Annotated in this window: 16 protein-coding genes; 6 read left to right on the top strand and 10 right to left on the bottom strand. The window is 68.9% G+C overall.

Going from position 1 to position 20022, the window contains the following annotated elements; genetic code table 11:
* The 9 genes from APZ21_RS14620 to APZ21_RS14580 form a co-directional block, all read right to left on the bottom strand.
* The coding region (locus tag APZ21_RS14620) for a type I polyketide synthase (RefSeq protein WP_156371076.1) at positions 1–3950 on the bottom strand (3950 nt) is incomplete at its 3' end.
* A gap of 31 nt (positions 3951–3981) precedes the next feature.
* The gene (locus tag APZ21_RS14615; RefSeq protein WP_054813855.1) at positions 3982–4587 is read right to left on the bottom strand and encodes an SGNH/GDSL hydrolase family protein; all 606 of its coding nucleotides are present in this window, start codon (positions 4585–4587) and stop codon (positions 3982–3984) included.
* Positions 4584–5873: an NAD(P)/FAD-dependent oxidoreductase gene (locus tag APZ21_RS14610; RefSeq protein WP_054813854.1), complete on the bottom strand. Its 1290-nt coding sequence runs from the start codon at positions 5871–5873 to the stop codon at positions 4584–4586. Before APZ21_RS14610 ends, APZ21_RS14615 begins: the two co-directional genes overlap by 4 nt.
* A 129-nt stretch (positions 5874–6002) precedes the next feature.
* A complete protein-coding gene (locus APZ21_RS14605) occupies positions 6003–7619 on the bottom strand; it encodes an AMP-dependent synthetase/ligase (protein WP_082393114.1) in 1617 nt (538 codons plus the stop codon).
* A 151-nt stretch (positions 7620–7770) separates the two neighbouring features.
* Complete coding sequence (locus APZ21_RS14600; protein WP_054813853.1) at positions 7771–8703, bottom strand: LysR family transcriptional regulator; 933 nt, start codon at positions 8701–8703, stop codon at positions 7771–7773.
* A gap of 181 nt (positions 8704–8884) precedes the next feature.
* The gene (locus APZ21_RS14595; protein WP_054813852.1) at positions 8885–10144 is read right to left on the bottom strand and encodes a cytochrome P450; all 1260 of its coding nucleotides are present in this window, start codon (positions 10142–10144) and stop codon (positions 8885–8887) included.
* 31 nt (positions 10145–10175) lie between these two features.
* Positions 10176–11495, bottom strand: a complete 1320-nt coding sequence (locus APZ21_RS14590) for an NAD(P)/FAD-dependent oxidoreductase (protein WP_054813851.1) — start codon at positions 11493–11495, stop codon at positions 10176–10178.
* Positions 11492–12721, bottom strand: coding sequence for a cytochrome P450 (locus APZ21_RS14585; RefSeq protein WP_054813850.1), 1230 nt, complete (start codon positions 12719–12721; stop codon positions 11492–11494). Before APZ21_RS14585 ends, APZ21_RS14590 begins: the two co-directional genes overlap by 4 nt.
* Positions 12718–13956: a cytochrome P450 gene (locus tag APZ21_RS14580; protein WP_054813858.1), complete on the bottom strand. Its 1239-nt coding sequence runs from the start codon at positions 13954–13956 to the stop codon at positions 12718–12720. The genes APZ21_RS14585 and APZ21_RS14580 overlap by 4 nt, the downstream gene beginning before the upstream one ends.
* Before the next feature lie 255 nt (positions 13957–14211).
* On the opposite strand from APZ21_RS14580, the gene APZ21_RS14575 reads away from it, so the two are divergent.
* From APZ21_RS14575 to APZ21_RS14550, 6 genes are read left to right on the top strand one after another with little or no spacing between them, the layout of a single operon-like run.
* Positions 14212–15888: an AMP-binding protein gene (locus tag APZ21_RS14575; protein WP_054813857.1), complete on the top strand. Its 1677-nt coding sequence runs from the start codon at positions 14212–14214 to the stop codon at positions 15886–15888.
* 47 nt (positions 15889–15935) lie between these two features.
* On the top strand, positions 15936–16724 hold the full coding sequence (locus tag APZ21_RS14570; protein ID WP_054813849.1) for a ferritin-like domain-containing protein: 789 nt from the start codon (positions 15936–15938) through the stop codon (positions 16722–16724).
* Position 16725: 1 nt separating this feature from the next.
* On the top strand, positions 16726–17268 hold the full coding sequence (locus APZ21_RS14565) for a PaaI family thioesterase (RefSeq protein ID WP_054813848.1): 543 nt from the start codon (positions 16726–16728) through the stop codon (positions 17266–17268).
* Entirely contained in the window at positions 17265–17525 is a 261-nt protein-coding gene (locus tag APZ21_RS14560) for an acyl carrier protein (protein WP_054813847.1), read from the top strand. The genes APZ21_RS14565 and APZ21_RS14560 overlap by 4 nt, the downstream gene beginning before the upstream one ends.
* A complete protein-coding gene (locus tag APZ21_RS14555) occupies positions 17522–18376 on the top strand; it encodes an SAM-dependent methyltransferase (protein WP_054813846.1) in 855 nt (284 codons plus the stop codon). Before APZ21_RS14560 ends, APZ21_RS14555 begins: the two co-directional genes overlap by 4 nt.
* A gap of 19 nt (positions 18377–18395) precedes the next feature.
* Positions 18396–19238, top strand: a complete 843-nt coding sequence (locus APZ21_RS14550; RefSeq protein WP_054813845.1) for an acyl-ACP desaturase — start codon at positions 18396–18398, stop codon at positions 19236–19238.
* Between the two features lie 99 nt (positions 19239–19337).
* Here the strand turns inward: APZ21_RS14550 and APZ21_RS14545 are convergent, their stop codons facing one another.
* Positions 19338–19877, bottom strand: a complete 540-nt coding sequence (locus APZ21_RS14545) for a PaaI family thioesterase (protein ID WP_082393113.1) — start codon at positions 19875–19877, stop codon at positions 19338–19340.
* Between the last annotated feature and the right edge of the window lie 145 nt (positions 19878–20022).

Below are 20022 nucleotides of genomic sequence, written 5' to 3'. Positions count from 1 at the left end.
ATCGAGTCCACACCGAGATCCGCTTCCAGATCCCGCGTCGGATCGACCATATCGACCGGGTAACCGGTCTTGTCGGCCACCACCTCGCGCAGCGCGCGCAGCAATTCCTCGTCGGAGGGGCCGGTGCCCGACGCCGTGGCGGGTGCCGCGGCTGGAGCGGCGGAATCGCCGAGCAGTTCCACGATCTGGTCGAGCGTGCGCAGGGTGCCCAACTGCTCGGGACCCAGATCCGGCAACTGCGGGAACCTTTCCTGCAAAGCGCCGATCACCTGAACCCGCTTGATCGAGTCCACACCGAGATCCGCTTCCAGATCCCGCGTCGGATCGACCATCTCGACCGGGTAACCGGTCTTCTCCGACACGACCTCCTGCAAGGCCCGGCGCAGTTCCTCGGGCGAGACAACGCCGTCGGCCGCGGGCTGGGCGGCAGCCGGGGCGACCGGAGCCTGAACGGGCGCGGGAGCCGAGGCGGGCGCGGGAGCCGGGGCGACGTGGTATTCCGCTGCGGCGCCATTGGTTTCGATCGACGGCGCGGTCGCGGGCACGCCGACGGCGTGATGTCCGTTGTCGTGTCCAGCGGGCGCGGTCACCGCGCGGCGCTCGGCGGGCGGCTCGAGCGCGGGCGGCGCCACCCGGCTCGCGGGGGTGCGCACCGCGGGGGCGCCGCCGCCCTCGAGTTCGGCCAACTGCACCAGCACATCGCCCGCGTGGGCGTGACTCTGGCTGATGGCGACGCCGTGATCCTTGACCGCCTCGATGGCGCGCAGGGTGTTCTCGTCCAGAGTGCCCGCGCTCAGCGCGCCCGCCAGGCCGCGGGCCAGGTCGAGCTGACCGTCGAGGTACTGACGGTGGATCTGCATGTGCTGGACCAGCGCGGAATCGACCGTGTCGGACGGGTACGCGGCAAAGGTCGGCGGCCCGTAGGACTGCGGCGTGGCGGCGACCGGAGCACTCGGCCGCGGCGCGCTCACCTCCCGCGAGGGGTATTCGATCGGCTGCGGCGCGGAGTGCGCCGCGCCGTTGGACGTTGCTGGCACGATCGGCCTTTCGACGGCTCGAAGGGGGACGGATGCTGTGGGTTCCGGTGCGGCGGCGACACCGACCGCGACCGGTTCGGGGGCGGCCACACTGACGCGGTACCCATCGGAGAGGGCCGCGGCGTAGGCGTCGCGACGGGCGGGCGGCACGTACTCCGGCGCCGAGAGCGACACGGTCATACCCGATCCCGTGGCGGCCCGCCGCGGGAGCGGTGCGCCGTTGCGGTTGATGCCGCGCAGATCGAAGCCGAGCACCGCCAGCCGCACCGCGGCGCGGGTAAGGGCCAGGCTGCCGTCGCCGACCGGACCGGAGTCGGTGGCGATGGCGATCACGTCGTCGCCGAGGGTGCGGCGCACCAGCGAGGTGAGCACCTGCTTGGGGCCGAATTCCACGAAGACCGTGCATCCGGCCTCGCGCATGGCGGTGACCGCCGCGGCGAACTCGACCGGCTTGCTGAGCTGGGCGGTGAGCACGGCGCTGTTGGCGGCGCTGTCCGCGCCGTAGACGACGCCGGGGCTGTTGGCATAGACGGGCGCGTCGGGTTCGCCGATGCGCACCGAGGCGACCGCCTCGCCGAACGCCTCCACCGCGTGACCCACGTAGGGGGTGTGGAAGGCGCCCGAGACCGGCAGTTCACGGGTCACGATGCCGCGTTCGGAGGCGCGCTGCGCCACCGTGGCGATGCCGGCGGAGCCGCCGCCGAGCACGATCTGGTCGGGAGCGTTGACGTTGCAGATCCAGACGTCCTCGACATCGGCGATGAGTTCCTCGGCGACCTCACGGGTCGCGCCGACCGCCATCATGGTGCCCGCGTCGACGCCCTCGGCGGGCGTCATGGCCACGCCGCGGGCCCGCGCGAGCCGGTGGAAGTCCTCGCCGCTGAGCGCGCCCGAAGCCCACAGCGCGGTGAGTTCGCCGAAGCTGTGGCCGAGGTACCCGTCGGCGCGCAGACCGTAGTCGGTGAGCACCCGGAACTGTCCGGCCGACAGCGCGCCGATGGCGGGCTGGGCGAATTCGGTGCGGCGCAGGGTCAATTCCTGTTCGGAGCGGGTCTGCTCGTCGAAGGCCGGCGCCGGGAACAGGACCGAGGACAGCCTGCGCGGTGCGCCCGCGAAGGCCGTGTTGGCGGCGTCGAAGGCCGCGCCGATCTGCGGATTGTCCAGTGCCGCAGCGGCTCCCATATTCACGTACTGGCTGCCCTGACCGGCGAACAGCGCGCCGAGGCGGCGCTGCGGCAGTGCCGCGGCGCGGAAGAACACGCCCTCGGGGTGATCCCAGTGCGTGGCCTCGGGATCGCGGATCAGCTCGTCCACCGCCAGCTCGCGCAGGTGATCGGTGCTCTCGTCGTCCACCGACACGAAACCGATGCGGGCGTGGTCCTCGGGGATGTCACCGCCGTCACCGGCTTCGACGCTGCGCACCGCGTCGATCAGGCCCGACACGTCCGGCGCGTGCCAGATGTGCGCGCGCGGCGTGCGGTGCAGCACCGACCCGACGACGCGCTCCTGATCGGCCTCCTCGAGCACCAGGTGGAAGTTGGTGCCGCCGAAGCCCATCGCGGAGGCGGCGGCCCGGCGCATCGGACGCTGCGGGTCGAGGATCCACGGGCGGGTGCGGGTGTTGACGTAGTACGGCGCGTCCTCGGCCACGATGGCGGCGTTCGGGGCGTCGACGTTGATCGTGCCGGGCAGCACCTTCTGGTGCAGCGCCAGTGCCAGTTTCATGACGCTGGCGGTGCCCGCGGCGCCCTTGGTGTGGCCGATCTGGGACTTGACGCTGCCGAGCGCGGCGAAGCCGAGTTCCGGGGACGCCTCCGACAGCACGCCCTTGAGCGCGGTCAGTTCGGTCTTGTCGCCGACCGCGGTGCCGGTGGCGTGCGCCTCGAACAGTTCGACGTCGGCGGGCGAGCACTCGGCGTCGGCGTAGGCGCGCTGCAAGGCCAATCGCTGGCCCTCGGCGCGGGGGGCGTAGATGCTCTTGGCGCGACCGTCGCTGGAGGAGCCGAGTCCGCGGATGACCGCGTAGATCCGGTTGCCGTCGCGGCGCGCGTCCTCGAGGCGGCGCAGCGCGAGCATGGTGATGCCCTCACCGAGCAGCGTGCCGTTGGCGGTGTCGGCGAAGGGGCTGATCCGCCCGGTCGGCGAGAGCGCGCCGACCTTGCTGAAGCACATGTAGATGAAGATGGTGTTCTCGGTGTCGACGCCGCCGGTCAGCACCATGTCGGCGCGGCCGTCCTGCAATTCGGCGATGGCGGTGCGCATCGCGGCCAGGGAGGCCGCGCACGCCGCGTCGACGGTGCAGTTGATGCCGCCGAGGCCGAGCCGGTTGGCGACTCGGCCCGCGACGACATTGGCCAGCAGACCCGGGAAGGAGTTCTCCTCCCACGGCGCGTAGGCGGCGACGAACTTGGCTGCGATCGCCTCCGCGTCGTCGTCGGAGAGTCCGACCGCGCGTGCGGCCTCCTTCAGCACCGGCGTGGACAGCCGCGCCGCCAGCGGGTGCATCAGGGGCACCGGACCGGTGGTGCCGAGCACCACGCCGGTCCGACTGGGGTCGTACCAGCTCGAATCCACCGCGCCCGCGTCGATGAGCAGATCGCGGGCGACTCCGAGGCTGAGCGTCTGCATCGTGCTCGTGACCTCGAGCTGATTCGGCGGCATGCCGAATTCCAGTGGATCGAAATCGATATCGGGCAGGAATGCGCCACGCCGGGAGTAGGTCTTGTCGGCGGCCGCCGGATCCGGGTCGTAATAGTCGTCCAGGCTCCATCGCGACGCGGGCACCTCCTCGGTGCAGTCCACGCCGTCGACGATGTTCTGCCAGTACTCGCGATGATCGCGGGCCTTGGGCAGCAGGCCCGACATCCCGACGATGGCTATCGGGTTGCGTGCCAGTCGTCTGTCGTCCGTCACAGGAAGTTCCTCTCGCAAGTGGCGAAGTGGGTCAGGCGGCGACCGTCGTCGCCGTGACCGAGGCGATCAGGTCCGCCGCACCCGCGGCGAATAGTCGATGTCCGAGCGGGCTGGGGTGCAGACCGTCCTCGGTCCAGACCTCGGGCCGTTCCCAGTCGGGGCGGGCCGCGATGTCGAGCAGTTCGGTCCCGGTGTCGGCGGTGACCCGGGCCAGGGTGGCGTTGGCGTAGTCGAAGCGCTCCCGCAGCAGTGCGCGGAAGTTGCCGGGAACCGGCAGGCGGGCCGGGATATCGGGGTAGCTCGCGGTGAAAACCGTTGCGCCCGAATCGGTCAGCGTGCCGAAGATGACGTTCAGATTGTCGGCGAATCGGTCGGCGTCGAAATCGCTGACCAGATCGTTGACGCCGACCACGACGCCGTACACGTTCGCCCGCACCGCCACGGCGGCCGGAAGCTGATCGCGCACCACCGCCGTGGTGGTCGCGCCGTGCACGCCGAAGTTGCGCACCGCGGCGGGCCGCAGGCCGAGCTGCCCGCCGAGACGGGCGACCCAGCCGCGGTAGCCCCCGCCCGAGGCGGGGTCGCCCCGGCCCTCGACGAAACTGTCGCCGAGGGCGGTCAGACCGGGGGAAGTCACGCGGTGACCGTTTCCGTGCGCTGCTCGATGTCGCTGGGACGCCGTTCATCCGGGTTGACCACGTGGCGGTCGGCGACCGGGAAGTCGACTTCCTCGTAGAGATCGGTGAGCTGCTGCTCGCCGAAGAACTTGTCCGGCGGGTACAGCCCGGCGATCAGACCGAAGAACTTCTTGGTGTAGTGCTCGCTGCGGCTGGCGGCACGGAACACCGAGTCGTAGAACGGGGTGAAGGTCAGTTCGGCGATGCTGCGCGTCAGATCGTAGGTGCTCAGGCTCTGGGCGTCGCGCTCGCGCTCGTACTCGGCCAGCGCCTCGGCCATCGGACGCTCACCCGACAGACCCTGGTGGGCCAGGTCGGCCAGCAGCTGACCGTACTTGAACGCGTCGGTGATGCCCCAGCCGGTGAACGGGTCCTTGTGGTAACCGGCGTCGCCGACCAGCGCCCAGCCCTCGCCGTAGGAGCGACGACGGTAGTTGTGCGGATAGAGCAGCGGCCGGAAGGGCTCGACACGTTCGGCGGTGTCGCGGAAGCGGGCGCCGATCTCGGGGTCGATGGCGTCGATGATCTCCTGCATATTCGCGTCGGGATCGTTGCGGAAGTCGCGGAAGCGGTCGCGCTGGCGGATGATCGCGACGAGGTACTGGTCGTCGTTGGTCGGCCAGGCCGCGAACTGCTGGTCACCGAATCCGGTGCGGTGCTGCATGCCCCAGTCGACGCCGGTGTAGTACGAGTAGTAGACGAAGCCCGCCGCCGGGTAGGCGTCGTATTCCTTCGCGCCGACCAGTTTGGCGATCGTCGAATTCGAGCCGTCCGCGCCGACCACCAGCTGGGCGCGGAATTCGCGTTCGGGTCCCTCACCCACCCGGCCGCGGATGCCGACGACACGATCGCCGTCGCGAACCAGATCGCTCACCGCGAAGCCTTCGATCAACTCGACGCCCGCGTCACCGGCGGCGTCGACCAGGATCTTGTCGAGCACGGTGCGGCGCGGGCAGTAGACCGCGTCGATGCCGTCGGCCGACGGGTCCGCCATACCGCGGATCTCGATGTCCGCGTATGTGAAATTGAGGTGGCGGATCGGCGGGACGCCGGTAGCGATCACCTTGTCCAGCAGGCCCCACGAGTTGAGCAGGCTCAGACCCGCCTGGTGGATGTAGTGGGTGGACGGCGTGTCGCTCGGGAAGGTCGCCCGATCCACCGCCAGCACCCGGTAACCGCGCCGCGCGAGCAGCATCGCCAGCGGTGCGCCGGCAACACGAGTTCCGACAACAATGACGTCGTACATTGTGGCATCACTTTCCGTAGTCGAATTACTATTCGAGTCTGTCGCCGCCGATCCGCGTGAACCAGTGGTGACGGCGCTATTTCATCGGCCGATCGGTCTCGGCTATCAAGCGGAGGATTTCCCCGGAATTCACCCGCGGGCAACGTAGAGCTGATCGATATCCTCCGAATACACGGCGGCGATCGCGGCCCTGCGCAACTTCCGAGAACCGGTGATAAGTCCGTTGTCGACGGTGAAATCACCGTCCACGATCCGAAATGTCCGAATCGATTCCGCGCGGGAGACCAGAGAATTCGCTTCGTCCACCGCGGGCTGGATCGCCTCGACGAGATCGCCGTCGGGATTGGCGGCGCGCCAGCGCTCCACCGCGGGCGGGTCGAGGGTCACCAGCGCGGTGACGAAGGGGCGGGCGTCGCCGATCACGATGCAGTTGCTCACCAGCGGATGCAGCCGCACCCGATCCTCGAGCGGCGTCGGCGCGACGTTCTTGCCGCCCGATGTCACCAGGATCTCCTTCTTGCGGCCGGTGATCACCAGGTACCCGTCGGCGTCGAGTTCGCCGAGATCGCCGGTGTGCAGCCAGCCCTCGTCGTCGACGACCCGCTGATCCTTGGCCGCGCCCCAGTAACCCGGCGAGACGTGCGGACCACGCACCAGCACCTCGCCGTCCTCGGCGATACCGACCGAGGTGCCCGGAATCGGCCTGCCGGTGGTGGCCAGGCGATTGGTGGCCGGCGCGTTGACCGTGACCGCGGTGGCCGCCTCGGTGAGGCCGTAGCAGTTCAGGATCACCACGCCGAAGCCCGCGTAGAAGCCCGCGGTCGAATCGTCGAGCGACGCGCCACCGCAGATCACGTTGGCGAGACGGCCCCCGAGCGCGGCGCTGACCGGATTGTCGGTCAGCTCGGGAGCGGTGCCCGCGCGCAGCAGGGCCAGACCGCGCTCGACCCCGTCCTTCTCGGTCTGCTCGTCGATGACCGTGCGGCAGAACTTGCGGATCTTCTCCAGTCCGTACGGAATCATCGCCAGGAAGGTCGGCCGCAGCCTCGGCAGTGCCGGAACCAGATCGGGAATGCCGGGCAGCAGGTGCGTCTGCGAACCGCCGACCAGGCAGGCGAACAGGATCGTCTGTCCGAAGACGTGTGCCAGCGGCAGTGCCAGCACGGTGACGCCGTCGAACGTGTCACCGGTCTGGCGCACGGTGTTGGCCGAGGACACGAACATGTTGCGGTGGGTGATCATGACGCCCTTGGCAACTCCGGTGGTGCCGCTGGTGTACACGATCATCGCCAGATCGTCCGCGCGGACCGCGTCGATGCGGTCGGCGAGGTCGGCGGCGAGCGGTGTGCTCGTCCACGTCGCGATCTCGTCGAAGGTCCAGACACCGGTGGCGCCCGCGCCCTCGAGACGCTCGACGTCCTCGGCGAGCTCCGCGGCGAAATGCGCACTGCCGCTGTCGGACAGGATGTGTTTGATCTGCACCGCCGATGAGGTCGGGTAGATCGGGACCAGCACGGCGCCGATGGCGAGCACCGCGCAGTCGAGCAGGGCCCACTCCAGTGTGGTCCGCCCGAGCACCGCCACGCGGTCGCCCGCCGCGACGCCGCGCGACAACAGTGCCGAGGCCAGCGCCCGCACGGACGCGTCGACCTCGGCGCACGTGAGCGGCGTCACGGGCGCTCCCTGAGCCCCCGCGGCACAGAGGGAATTCCGATGCGGATGCCGTGCTGCCGCATCGGATATCACCGAGTACAAACCGGCGTCGTCCGCTAAATCTGAACCGTTTTCGGTGGTCGAGACAGTTATCACGAACACCTATTGTTCTCGGCGAGCGTCATTTATGTCCCGTGCTATGCCTCCTTGGCGACCGCGCGAATGCCAATTCCTATCGAAGTGGTCAGGCGCTTGCCACCCGCGCAATATTGAGCCGTGGGGGTTCTGCCGATTCTATGCATTCCAGAAACAACGACACCGCGGGATTCGTCTCGGCGGCTGTCCACACCGCGTAGAGATCGAGCGTCGGCACCGGATCGAACAGTTTCACCGCCACCGTGCTGCTGTCGGGGGCGCCCATGCCCATCGACACCGCGCGCGGCAGCGAGGCGAACCCCACCAGCGGACGCACCGACACCATGTGCGCCGTCGCACCCGGATCGTCGGCCGTCTGCACCACCTGTAACGAGATCCGCTTGTCGGCGGCGGCCTGGAAGATGGTGTCGTACATCGCCGGACACTGCTCCCGGGCGAACAACACGCACTCCTGCGCGTCGAGTTCGGAGAACGGCACCCCCGGGCGATCGGCCCACCGGTGCCTGCGACCGACCACCGCGACCAGCGGCACCCGGTGCAGCAGACGGCGGTACCGGTACTCGGTGGTGCCCGGATGCCCGTACACCAGCGCGATATCCAGTGAACCGTCGGCGAGCCCGGCCAGCTGGGGACCGGTTCGCTTCTCCCACAGCGACACCACGATATCGGGGTGTCGGCGTGTCATCCGTTCCAGCGCGTCAGGCAGGACGTGCCTGCTCGCCGGAAGATTGTACCCGATGTTCAGTGTGCCCGCCCGGCCTGCGGCCGTCGCCTTGGCCAATTTCGCGGCACGATCCATCTGGGCCACGATCAGGCGAGCCTGACTTTCGAACTCATACCCCGCCGGTGTCAGCTTGACCTCATGCGAGTTGCGTGAAACAAGCTGAACCCCGAGCGATTTCTCCAACTTCTGCAACTGTGTGCTGAGGCTGGGCTGCGTCAGATGCAAGCGCTGCGCTGCGCGGCCGAAGTGCAGCTCTTCGGCGATCGCTATGAACGAGACCAGATGTCGGAACTCCATGCCGACTCCTTCCGGGTACCCGACACGCTAGCCTCGCCAAGTAACCGAGAATGAACCGAGCCCGCACAACACCTGCCCACTCCGTTGCGGATCGGTGAACCACAACCAACGCGGAATGTACTGTGGTACGGACTCGGTTCGGTCCCTTCGGAAGGCGACCTCTTCGGAAGGCGACGCGGGCTCAGGCCTTGAACGCGGCGGGCAGCGCCTCCAGGCCGCGAATGACGACATTGGGCTTGAAGGGCGGTTCCTCGCTGCGCAATTCGATCGTGCGCACCTTACGCAGCAGGACGTTCAGCAGCACTTCCATCTCCAGCAACGCCAGCGGCGCGCCGAGGCAGTAGTGGATGCCGAGGCTGAAGCCGAGGTGCTTGGGCGGCGGCTTCATACGGTCGGCGTAGCGCGAGACGTCCGTGCGATCGGGATCGACGTAGGCGGTGTCGTCGCGGTTGGCCGAGTTGATCAGGATCACCACGCCTTCGCCCTGTTCGAAGTCGTGGCCCGCCACGGTGATCGGCCGCGTCGCCGCGCGCGTGGTGATCTGCACCGACGGGTCGAGACGCAGCAGTTCGTCGGGCGCGTACTCGGTGAGTTCGGGCCGCTGACGCATCAGCTCGATCTGATCGGGATTGCGCATGAGCCGCAGCATGCCGGTGCCGATCAGATTCGCCGTCGTCTCGTGTCCGGCGACGAAGGTGGTGATGCAGGTGGCCAGCAGTTCCTGTTCGGTGAGCACGTCACCGCGGTCCTCGACCTGCGACAGCACGCTGAGCAGATCGTCGGCGGGCCGCGCGCGCCGCTGGTTGAGCAGCTCGCGGAAGTAGGACATGAAGCCGCGCGAGGCCGCGCTGCGCGCCTTCAGCGACTCCTCGGGCAGGGTGTAGTCGTGGTCGAAACCACGCGCCAGATCCTGCGACCACTGGTGCACCTGGCCGTATGCCTCCTCGGGCACGCCGATCAGCTCGCAGGCGATGATCAGCGGCAGCGGGTAGGCGATCATCTCGATGAGGTCGAATTCGCCCGCCTCCAGGGCATTGTCGACCAGTTGCTCGGTGAGCTGCTCGATGCGCGGGCGCAGCCGGGTCACCATGCGGGGGGTGAAGCCCTTGGTGACCAGATTGCGCAGCCGGGTGTGGTCCGGCGGCTCCATCCAGAGGAAAGAGGTGGGCAGTTCCTCGGGCGCGTCCTCCGGTGAGACCGTGGGATGCATCATCCCGGCCTCCTCGGCGTGGCTCCACGCGGTGGTCGAGAGCACCGCGGCGCAATCGTCGTAGCGGGTCAGCACCTTGTGGCCGAGCGGGGTCTCGTGTACCGGGCCCGCCTCGCGCAGGACACGGCCGGGGGTGTAGGGATCGGCCCGGCCGTCGGGGCCGAACAGTTTGACGATGGCATCCTGAATCGCGGCGCTCGAGTGCGCGACGACCGTTGTCTCGGAAGTCATACCGGGTGTTGCCTCCTGATCGAGTTGCTGGTCATCGGTGGTTTCGCCTGCCGGGTAGCAGAATTCGGCTCGCGATCGCGGGGCGCAGCAGCGCCGCGGGCGGCTCGACGAGATTGGCCACGCGCAGGAAGGTGCGCGCGATTCGCGCGTCGGTGTGCGCGGCGCGATGCGCGGCGCCGACATAGGCATTGGTCAAACGGATTCGCGCCGTGCGGTTGCCGACCACCCCGGGATACTTCAGATCCGAGCCGGTCGACATCTGCCACGCCACGTCCACCACCGCGCCCGCTTCGACATAGAACCGCGCGGGCAGTCCCGCCGTGCCCTCGGCCAGGCAGTCGCGCAGCGCCAGCACCTGCTGGGCGGCGACGGCCATGCCCTGCGCGTAGAGCGGGTTGAAGCTGCACACGGCGTCGCCGATGGCGAGGAAACCTTCCGGGGCCGTCGCGGCCGACCGCTCGAAGCGACGCCGCACCGCGTGCCGGAACCGGTGCGGCACACCCTCGCCCAGCGGTTCGGCGGAGGTGACGATCTCGTGGATGTCGGGTGCGGCGATGGTGGCGGCGAAGGCCGCGAAACCGGTCCGGTCGACCGGCGGATGGTCACCGAGCATGCCCGCCAGGGTCACGTGCCAGCGATCGCCCTCCACTCGGATCGCGCCGCCGCCGCGGCCGTTGGGTCCGGTGGAGATGATCACCGAGGACTGTCCGTCCAGGTGACCGGGCTTGCGGCGGTAGAACCGCGAGGCGTAGCCGAGATCGACGTCCACCCGCTCCTCGCGCGGGGTGAGCGCGCGCAGTGCCCGCAGCCATTCCGGGGCGCGCGACGCCTTGCCGGTCGCGTCGACCACCAGGTCGGCGGCCAGGGTCTGCTCGGTCTCCGCGCGGGCGACCACCACACCGGTCACCCGCCGCGAATCGCCGACCAGCCCGCGCGCCGCCGTGGCTTCGAGCAGTTCCACGCCGGGCGCGGCCAACGTGCGACGGCGCAGCACCGATTCGAGCAGCGGTCTGGTCGCCATGAGCGAGGTCAGCCCGGTCTCGGTCGGGGTGACGCGCAGACCGCTCAGGTACCACCGGGTTCCGACCAGCGCCTCCGCGGTGGGCGCGCCCAGCGCCGCGGCCTCCTCGGTGAAGCCGGGATAGAGCTCCTCGATGATAGTGCGACCCCGGTCGAGCAGACCGTGCAGATGCCGGGCCTGCGGCACGCCGCGGCGGGCGCCGTCACCGTCGAGGCTGTCGCGCTCGACGATCGTCACCCGGTCGAAATGCTCGGACAGCACACGGGCGCTGAGCATTCCGGCGATTCCCGCGCCGAGTACGACCGCGTGCCCGGTACCGGCGCCACTCATGAGCGCAGGGCCACCGGCAGCGCGGTGATGCCGCGGTGGATCAGACTCGGCTGGTACTCGATCTCATCGCTCACCAGCCGCAACTCCGAGGTGCGCGCGAGCAGCGCGCGGATGGCGCTGTCGGCCTCGATGCGGGCCAACGGCGCGCCGACGCAGAAATGGACGCCGAGGCTGAAGCCGAGATGTTTGCGCGCGGGCCGGTTCCCGGCGTAGCGGGTGACGTCGAAGGTGTCGGCGTCGGCGAAGACCCGATCGTCGCGGCTGCCCGACGCGGTCAGCACCACCACGCCGTCGCCGCGGCGGAATTCGCGCTCGCCCACGACCGTATCGGCCAGCGCCACGCGGATGGTGAACTGGGTGGGGGCGTCGTAGCGCAGCATCTCGTCCAGCGCGGGCGCGATCAGATCGGGGTTCTCGCGCAGCAGCGCCAGCTGGTCCTGATTGCGCAGCAGCGCCAGCATGCCGTTGCCGATCAGGTTGATCGAGGTCTCCATGCCCGCGACCAGGGTGAGCAAGGTGATGCCGATGACCTCGGCTTCGGTGAGTCCGCCCTCCTCCCGGGAGGCCGCGATCAGGTCGCCGAGCAAGTCCGCGGTCGGATTCTCCTTCTTGATCGCGACCAGCCGCGCGAAGTAGCCCATGCACTCCATGGCGGCGGTGGTGCGGGCGGTGGTGGCCTGCTCGTCGAGCAGCCAGTCCGGGTCGCTGCCGCGGGCGATGGCCAGCTGCCAGCGCCGGAAGTTCGCGCCGTCGGCGGGATCGGCGCCGAGCAGCCGCACCGGCACCATGGCCACCGCCAATGGCACCGCGAGATCGTTGAGGATGTCCAGTTCCCCGCGCTCGAGCGCGCGGTCGACCAGTTCGCGCACCACCGACTGCGCTGTCGGGGCCATGGCGCTCATCACCTTGGGCGTGAATCCCTTGGCGACGTAGCGGCGGTAGCGTCCGTGCTCGGGCGGGTCCATGCGCACGAAGGATCCGGGAATGGCGGCGGTGGTGTCACGGAAGGGGCTGATGCCTGCGGAATAGCCGTGGCCCCAGTCCGATCCGGTGAGCACCTGGGCGCATTCCTCGTAACGGGTGACCAGCGTGACCGGCACGTCGCCGAACGTGTACGGGAACAGCGCCGCGGTGTCGCGCACCCGGCGGTAGGCGGGATAGGGGTCGGCGCGATGCTGCGGGTCGAAGGCGTCGAAGGTCACGCCGGTCGGTACTGCGGTGCTCATCGGGGCTCCATTCGGACACGAAGTTGCGACATGCCGCGCACGACCACGTTCGGCCGGTACGGCGGTTCCTCGAGCAGGGTCATCGACCCGACCCGGCGGGCCATGGCGCGCAACGCCACCGCCATCTCCAGGCGGGCCAGTGGAGCGCCGAGGCAGTAGTGCAGGCCGAGCCCGAACGACAGATGCCGTTCGGCCCGGCTGCCCCGCGCGTAGCGGGCGATATCGAAACGGTCGGCGTCGGGGAAGGCGAGCGGATCGCGGTTGGCCGAGGCCAGCAGGACGATGACCGCCTCGCCCTCGGCGAAGGTCCGCCCGGACACGGTGATCTCGGCGTGGGCGGTGCGGGTGGTCAGGTGCACCGGCGCGTCGTAGCGCAGCACCTCGTCGACGGCGGGTTCGCACAGTTCCGGGAAGGCGCGCAGCCGCTCGAACTCCGCCGGATTGCGGATCAACGCCAGCACGCCGTTGCCGATGAGGTTGACGGTGGTCTCGTGTCCGGCGACCACCAGGATCAGTAGGGTGCCGAGCAGTTCGGTGCGGGTCAGCCGCGCACCGGCGTCGTCGGCCTGCACCAGCGCGGTGATGAGATCCTCGCGCGGCGCCCTGCGGCGCTGATCGACCAGATCGCCGAAGAATTCCAGGAAGTCGTTGACCGCGGTGCTGCGTGCCGCGAGTTCCTCCGGGGAGAGCAGCACGTCGGGGTCGAGTCCGCGGGCGATACCGGTGGACATGCTCCTGACGTGGTCGTGCGCCTCGGCGGGGACGCCGAGCAGATCGCAGACCATGCTCAGCGGCAGCGGATAGGCCAGCGCGTCGAGCAGGTCGACATCGCCCTGGGCGAGCATCTTGTCCAGCAGATCCTCGACGAGTCGTTCCGCGTAGTCGCGCATACCGGCCACGGTGCGCGCGGTGAACGCCTTGCTCACCAGGCCGCGCAGCCGGGTGTGCTCCGGGGGTTCCATCCACAGGAACGATCCGGGCAGCTCGACATCGCTGTCGCCGTGCAGCAGATCGGGTTCCTCGGCGTGGCTCCACCGCGGGTCACCCATGATCGCCTGCGCCTCGCGGTGCCGGGTCACCAGGTGCGTATCGTGCGGGCCCGGAACGAACGGCCCGGCCTCGCGCAATATCTCGTAGCTGCCGTATGGGTTGTGACGCATATGCGGCGCGACACTCTCGACGACCGCAATTTGCACGGGCGTCGGCTCCGCGGTAGCGGAATGGTCGGAAATCACCAACAACTCCTTGAACCCAGAATGAACGGGAAATCACGGCTGCGCAGCCTGTACGGGAACGCTTGCAGCACAGCGCATTCGAGACCAATCGTGCCGGCTACCGGCGCGGATGTGGTGACCATCAACCTTCTCTATCGCGCCATAGCAGAAAACTGCGATCACCTGCGGCAATTGCGTGATCGCGGATATATATCGCACCGGCCAATTCACGACGTGTTCAAAAGACGGTCACAATTCACTGTTGTCGTGGAAATCATGAATTCTGCGGATTCGGCCGAAACCCTGCACGGCCTGCTGGCCCGAGTCGCCGTGGACCACCCCCTGGTGCACGCCCGGTTCTGGTCGGTCGACGAGTCGCTGAGCTATCGCGAACTCGACCGTGCCGCCCGCGCGATGGCCTCGGAACTGGTCCGACGCGGTATCCGACGCGGCGAACCGATCGGCATCCTCTGCCCCAACGCACCGGAATTCCTCATCAGCCTCTTCGCGGTCAGCGCCGCGGGCGGTGCGGCCACTCCCCTGCCGCTGCCCGCGGGCGCCGCGCAGGCGGGCGCCTATCCCGCGAAACTGGCGGCCATCACCGAGGCCGCCGCCATGGGCACCATCATCGTCTCGCACCGCTTCGCCGATCTGAGCGCTGCCCTCATCGACGCCGTCGACGTCGAAATGCTCGACACCGGAACGTTTTCCGCCGACATCGACCCGGGCGACGAAGCGCTGCCCGAACTCGACGGCGACGACGCGGCCATCGTGCAGTTCACCTCGGGCAGCACCGCGACCCCCAAGGGCGTTCGCCTGACCCACCGCAATGTCCGCACCGGCCTGGCCGCGATTCGCACCGGCATCGAGCTCGGACTCGACGATCAGGGCGGGTTCTGGCTGCCGCTGTTCCACGACATGGGCCTGTTCGGCACGCTGTCGGCCATCCTGCGCGGCATCCCGGCCCACGTGTGGTCGCCGATGTCGTTCGTCAAGGACCCCGCGCGCTGGCTCGGCGAATTCGCCGCCAGCGGAACGACGATCACCGCCATGCCGAACTTCGGCTACGAAGCGCTGCTGGCCGCGGTGCCCGCGGAGTCGGTCGCCGACTACGACCTGAGCCGCTGGCGCATCGCCTTCAACGGCGCCGAACCCATCTCCCACGACGTCGTCACCGCCTTCTGCGAACGCTTCGCCCCCGCCGGCTTCGCGGCCTCGACGATGTTCGGTGTCTACGGCATGGCCGAGGCGACGCTCGCGGTGGCCTTCCCGCCGCTCGGCCGCGAACCGGTCTTCGACTGGGTCGACCGCGCAGCGCTCTCGGACGAGGCGCGCGCGGAGAACGTCGCGCCCGAGTCGCCTTCGGCCCGAGCCGTGGCGGGCGTCGGCGCGGCGGTGGCCGACCTCGAACTGCGCGTCGTCGACGCCGAACGCGGGGTGGCACTGCCCGATGGCGCGGTCGGAGAGATCCAGATCCGCGGCGGATCGGTCACGGCGGGCTACCTCACCGCCGATCCGGCGGCCGTGGCCCACCTGATCTCCGCCGACGGCTGGCTCAACACCGGCGATCTCGGCTACCTGCGCGACGGCGAACTGTACGTCACCGGCCGCAGCAAGGATATGATCACCGTGCGCGGCGCCAACTACTACGCCCAGGACGTGGAGGCCGCGGTCCGCGACGTCGAGGGCATCTACAAGGGTCGCTGCACCGCGGCCGCCGATCCCACCGGCGCCGACATCATCGCCCTGATCGCCGAATCCGAACACACCGGCGACGACGCCGAACGCCTGTCCCGCGACATCCGCGCCCGGGTGGCGGCCGAACTCGGCCTGGCCGCCGTCGAGGTGCACATCGTCGCCCCGCGCAGCATCCCCCGCACCAGCAGCGGCAAACTCCAGCGGCTCGCCGCCCGCGATCTGCTCGCCGCCCGCACCCCGCTCACCACTCGATAAGCGCACCGCACTCGCTAGCGCACCGCCCTCACCGATTTGGAGCCACGATGCACAGTTACGACGTGTTCCGCCACTACGAGCGGCTGCACTGGCGACTCGCCGACCTGGACCTGGACGCCATCGACCGCGCCCTGGTCCGCCCGGAGTACGTGACGCTGGCCAAGAGCGCCACCATGGGCGAGTCCAATGTGATCGCCGCCGTGCACGGATTCATGAACGAATTCGTCGACGACTACGACTTCTCCACCTTCGCGGTGGTATGGGGTTACCAGGAAGTCCAGCACCACTACGCCTTCCGCGCCTGGCTGGGCGCGGTGGGCGAGGCCGTGGACGAGAAGGCCGTGGACTCCATGCGCGAGCCATACGCCCCCGGCACCACCCCGTCGGCGACGTTGGCCACCAACATCATCTCCGAGCTCACCGTCAACCACATCTACCGCGCGGTCTCGGCCTGGGTGGAGGAGCCGGTGCTGAAGAGCCTGCTGCTCAGCGCGAGCCGTGACGAGGCCGGTCACGCGCGCGAATTCATCCACTACACCACCAAGCGGCTCGAGCAGCGCCCCGAGGAGCTGCCCTCGGTGCTCGAGACCCTCTACGTCTACAGCTCCGAGGCCAAGATCAAGCATCCGGTGAGCACCTTCAAGGCCGGTATCACCGAACTCGGCGACCACGAGACCATCGATACCGGATTCGACCTGTTCCTCGAGCAGGTCGCCGCCGACGGCGAACTCGAGGTGCTGCACGACAAGGTGCGCCGCACCTTCGCCAACATCACCGGCCTCGACCTGTCCAGCAACGCCAAGGTCCGCCGCGCCCTCGCCGACGTCCTGGTCTGAGATGGAGCAGCACATCACGGTGCCGTGGTCGGTGATACCCGACTACCGCTGCTTCGGCTGCTCCCCGCACAATTCGGGCGGGCTGCGACTGACCTTCACCGCCCACCCGGACGGTTTGCAGGCCCGCTTCCGACTCGACCGTTCGTTCGAGTCGTATCCGGGCGTCGTGCACGGCGGGCTGACCGGGGTGATCTGCGACGAGGTGATGGGCAATCTCATCGTGCTGGCCCGCCGCACACCCGCCTTCACCGTCTCCCAGCGCACCCGGTTCGTCACCCCGCTCCTGGTCGATCGCGAATATGTCTGTGTGGCAAGCCTTTCCGAAGGACAGTCGGAGACATTGATCCAGGGCAGCGCCGAGATCCTCGACGCCGACGGCGCGCTGTGCGCGGGCTCCTCGGCGACCTACCAGCCCTTCGACTTCCGCGAAGTACGCCATCAGATCACCCTCGACGACGACGAGGTCGCCGCACTGTCGCGGGCTCTGCTCGAGCCCGTTCCCACCATGAATGCCGTATTTACCGAGAACGGAGCCAAGCCATGACCGCCACCACCCGTGACGAGATCCTGCGGACGATCACCGGCATCGCCGTCGCCGAAACCGGCATCGCCGAGGCCGATCTGCGCCCCGACGTCGACCTGCGCGGCCTGGCCGGCGTCGACTCGGTCCGGGTGCTGCGCATGGTCGCCAAGATCGAACGGACCTACGACATCGAGCTCGAGGACGAGCAGGTCTTCGGCATGGCGACCCTGAACGACGTCGTCGCGGTCGTCGACGACGCGCTGCGGGCCGCGGCGTGACCGTCACCAGCGGCGAGGTCACCGCCGTCGCCGACACCAACCAGCACTACGATCTCGATCCCGACATCTTCGGCCAGTTCCTGGATCCGTTGCGCAAGTACAGTTCCGGGCTGTACAAGTCCGAGACCGACACCCTCGAGCAGGCCCAGCGCAACAAGCTGGCCTTCGTCGCCGACCGCCTCGGCCTGCGCGGCGGGGAGCGGCTGCTCGACATCGGCTGCGGCTGGGGTTCGCTGATCCTCTACATGGCTACCGAATTGCGCTGCCGCACACTGGGTGTCAGCCCGGCGCCGCGTCAGCACGACTACATCGCCGAGCAGGCCGCCGCGCGCGGGGTCGCCGATCTGGTCGAGACCAGGGTGGGGCATTTCGAGCATATGGATCTGCCCGCACGCGGCTTCGACGCGGTGACGATGCTGGGTTCGATCATCCACATGCCCGATCTGGACGAGGTCTTCCGGCGCGCGAAGGCGGTGCTGCGCCGCGGCGGCACGCTCTACGTCTCGGAGAGCTGTTTCCGCAACGCGGCCACCCACGAGCGCTTCGCCAACCGGGCGGGCACGGATTTCGTGCGCGAGGACATCTTCGGCTGGGGCGATCTGCGTCCGCTGTCGGATCTGGTCGCCGCCGCCGAGGGCGCGGGCTTCTCGCTCATCTCACTCGATGACCTGACCGAGGACTACCACCGCACCATCGAGGACTGGATCGCGGGCGTGGACGCCAACGCGGCGACCATCGACGCGCACGGTGCGGGCATGGCCGCCCGACTGCGGCACTACCTGGAGATCGCCAACGCGGGCTGGGGGTACACCACCAAGCACTACGCGCTGGTGTGCCGCAACTCCCGATAGCACCGGAGGACAACGAGTTATGGACATCGAGTCCGTATTGATCCCGGTCGAGGAGGTGGTCGACGCCGTCGACGGCTTCCTCGCCGCCTCGCCGGCGGGCCGGGCCTGGGACGTCGAGACGGCCTTCGAGTGGGACCGCGCCGACGCGGGACTGCTCACCGAGGGTCAGCGCTCGGCGGTGCAGTTCATCACGCTCATCGAAGACCATCTGCCGGGCTATTTCGACGTGTACCACCGTTACTTCCCGGTGGACGACACGGTGGACTCCTCGACGTTCGTGCACAATCGCGAGCTCTACCACTTCACCGTGCGGTGGGCGCTCGAGGAGGACACCCACGCCCGCGCGCTGGCGCGCTATCAGGAGGCGTCGGGGATCGCCGAACGCGGGCAGTTGCGCACGGAACTCGCGGTGGAGGGGCAGCGGCGCTTCGATCTGCCCTACGACCATCCGGTGCAGTTCTTCGCCTACGCCCTGGTGCAGGAGAAGGCCACGCAGATGTACTACCAGCATCTGCGCGACGTCGTCGGCGATCAGGTGCTCGGGGCGGTGCTGACCCGGCTGGCCCGCGACGAGGCGCGGCACTTCAGCTTCATGGCCGATGTCGTCGGGCGCTACCTGCGCGTGCACGGCGACGCGGTGGTGGAGCCGATCCGCGATGTCGTCGCCCACTTCCGTATGCCGCTGGCCGACACCATGCGCGGCTACTGGCGCTGGGCGCTCAAGATCGCCGATGTCGCCGACTACGACCACACCGACGCCTACGAACATCTGATCAAGGTGATCGATCGCGCGGTGGACGCCCGCACCGACCGGGTCGACGAACTCGTCCGGTTCATCGACGGGTGCCGCAGCGTCGCGTGAGGCGGGCGGGCGCGCCACGACGAGGGGCTCGCGATCGGTCGATCGCGAGCCCCTCTGTTGTGTCGCCGCTGTCTTGTCGCCGCTGTCTTGCCGCCGCCGTCAGCTGCCGGGATGCAGCACCAAGATGGTGGTCGTGCCGTGCGCGATCAGCTTGCCGTTCGCGTCGACGACCTTGCCCTCCGCGGTCGCGGTGCGCCTGCCCAGGTGCACGACCTCGGCATCACAGGTGAGCCTGCTGCCGTCCAGGGTGACCGACCGGATGAAGTTCAGCTTCAACTCCAGTGTGGTGTAAGCGATTCCGTCACCGAGGCGGGTGAACACCGCACTGCCCATCGCGGTGTCCATGAGTGTCGCCAGCACGCCGCCGTGCACGGTGAACATGGCGTTGATGGTGGCCGGATTCGGGTCGAGGTAGTAGCGCGTGCGCCCGTCGCCGGCGCTCTCGAGCCGGATACCGAGCGACGCGCCGACACCGAGGTTGTCCCGCAGTCCGCGCGCGAACACCTCGGTCAACTCCGCGACCCGCTTGGCCACGGTGCCGTCGAGTTCGGCGACCGCTGAGTCGACCGCGTCGACATTCTCGGTTTCCACGCCGTCGGCGACCCGGGGTTCGGCGCCGTTGGTCTGGGTGCTGGTCATGAAGTCTTCCTCCCTGCTGATCACTGCCGAGTCCGCCGCGCAACCGCACCGGCACCTCAACGCTGACCCATGACCCGGCCCGTCGCCGCACGACCTCGCCATTCGATTGGCGCGATCGACGTTCCCAATCGACACCCCGCGCCCA

The organism is Nocardia arizonensis, assembly GCF_001310275.1.
GTDB lineage: Bacteria > Actinomycetota > Actinomycetes > Mycobacteriales > Mycobacteriaceae > Nocardia > Nocardia arizonensis.
This window is presented reverse-complemented; position numbering and strand designations above follow the sequence as displayed.

Bases quoted from the DNA above. Each gene is read 5' to 3' on its own strand.
- APZ21_RS14595 (WP_054813852.1), bottom strand. From the start codon at position 10,144: ATGACTTCCGAGACAACGGTCGTCGCGCACTCGAGCGCCGCGATTCAG.
- APZ21_RS14590 (WP_054813851.1), bottom strand. From the start codon at position 11,495: ATGAGTGGCGCCGGTACCGGGCACGCGGTCGTACTCGGCGCGGGAATC.
- APZ21_RS14585 (WP_054813850.1), bottom strand. From the start codon at position 12,721: ATGAGCACCGCAGTACCGACCGGCGTGACCTTCGACGCCTTCGACCCG.
- APZ21_RS14570 (WP_054813849.1), top strand. From the start codon at position 15,936: ATGCACAGTTACGACGTGTTCCGCCACTACGAGCGGCTGCACTGGCGA.
- APZ21_RS14575 (WP_054813857.1), top strand. From the start codon at position 14,212: ATGAATTCTGCGGATTCGGCCGAAACCCTGCACGGCCTGCTGGCCCGA.
- APZ21_RS14560 (WP_054813847.1), top strand. From the start codon at position 17,265: ATGACCGCCACCACCCGTGACGAGATCCTGCGGACGATCACCGGCATC.
- APZ21_RS14545 (WP_082393113.1), bottom strand. From the start codon at position 19,877: ATGACCAGCACCCAGACCAACGGCGCCGAACCCCGGGTCGCCGACGGC.
- APZ21_RS14565 (WP_054813848.1), top strand. From the start codon at position 16,726: ATGGAGCAGCACATCACGGTGCCGTGGTCGGTGATACCCGACTACCGC.
- APZ21_RS14610 (WP_054813854.1), bottom strand. From the start codon at position 5,873: ATGTACGACGTCATTGTTGTCGGAACTCGTGTTGCCGGCGCACCGCTG.
- APZ21_RS14600 (WP_054813853.1), bottom strand. From the start codon at position 8,703: ATGGAGTTCCGACATCTGGTCTCGTTCATAGCGATCGCCGAAGAGCTG.
- APZ21_RS14550 (WP_054813845.1), top strand. From the start codon at position 18,396: ATGGACATCGAGTCCGTATTGATCCCGGTCGAGGAGGTGGTCGACGCC.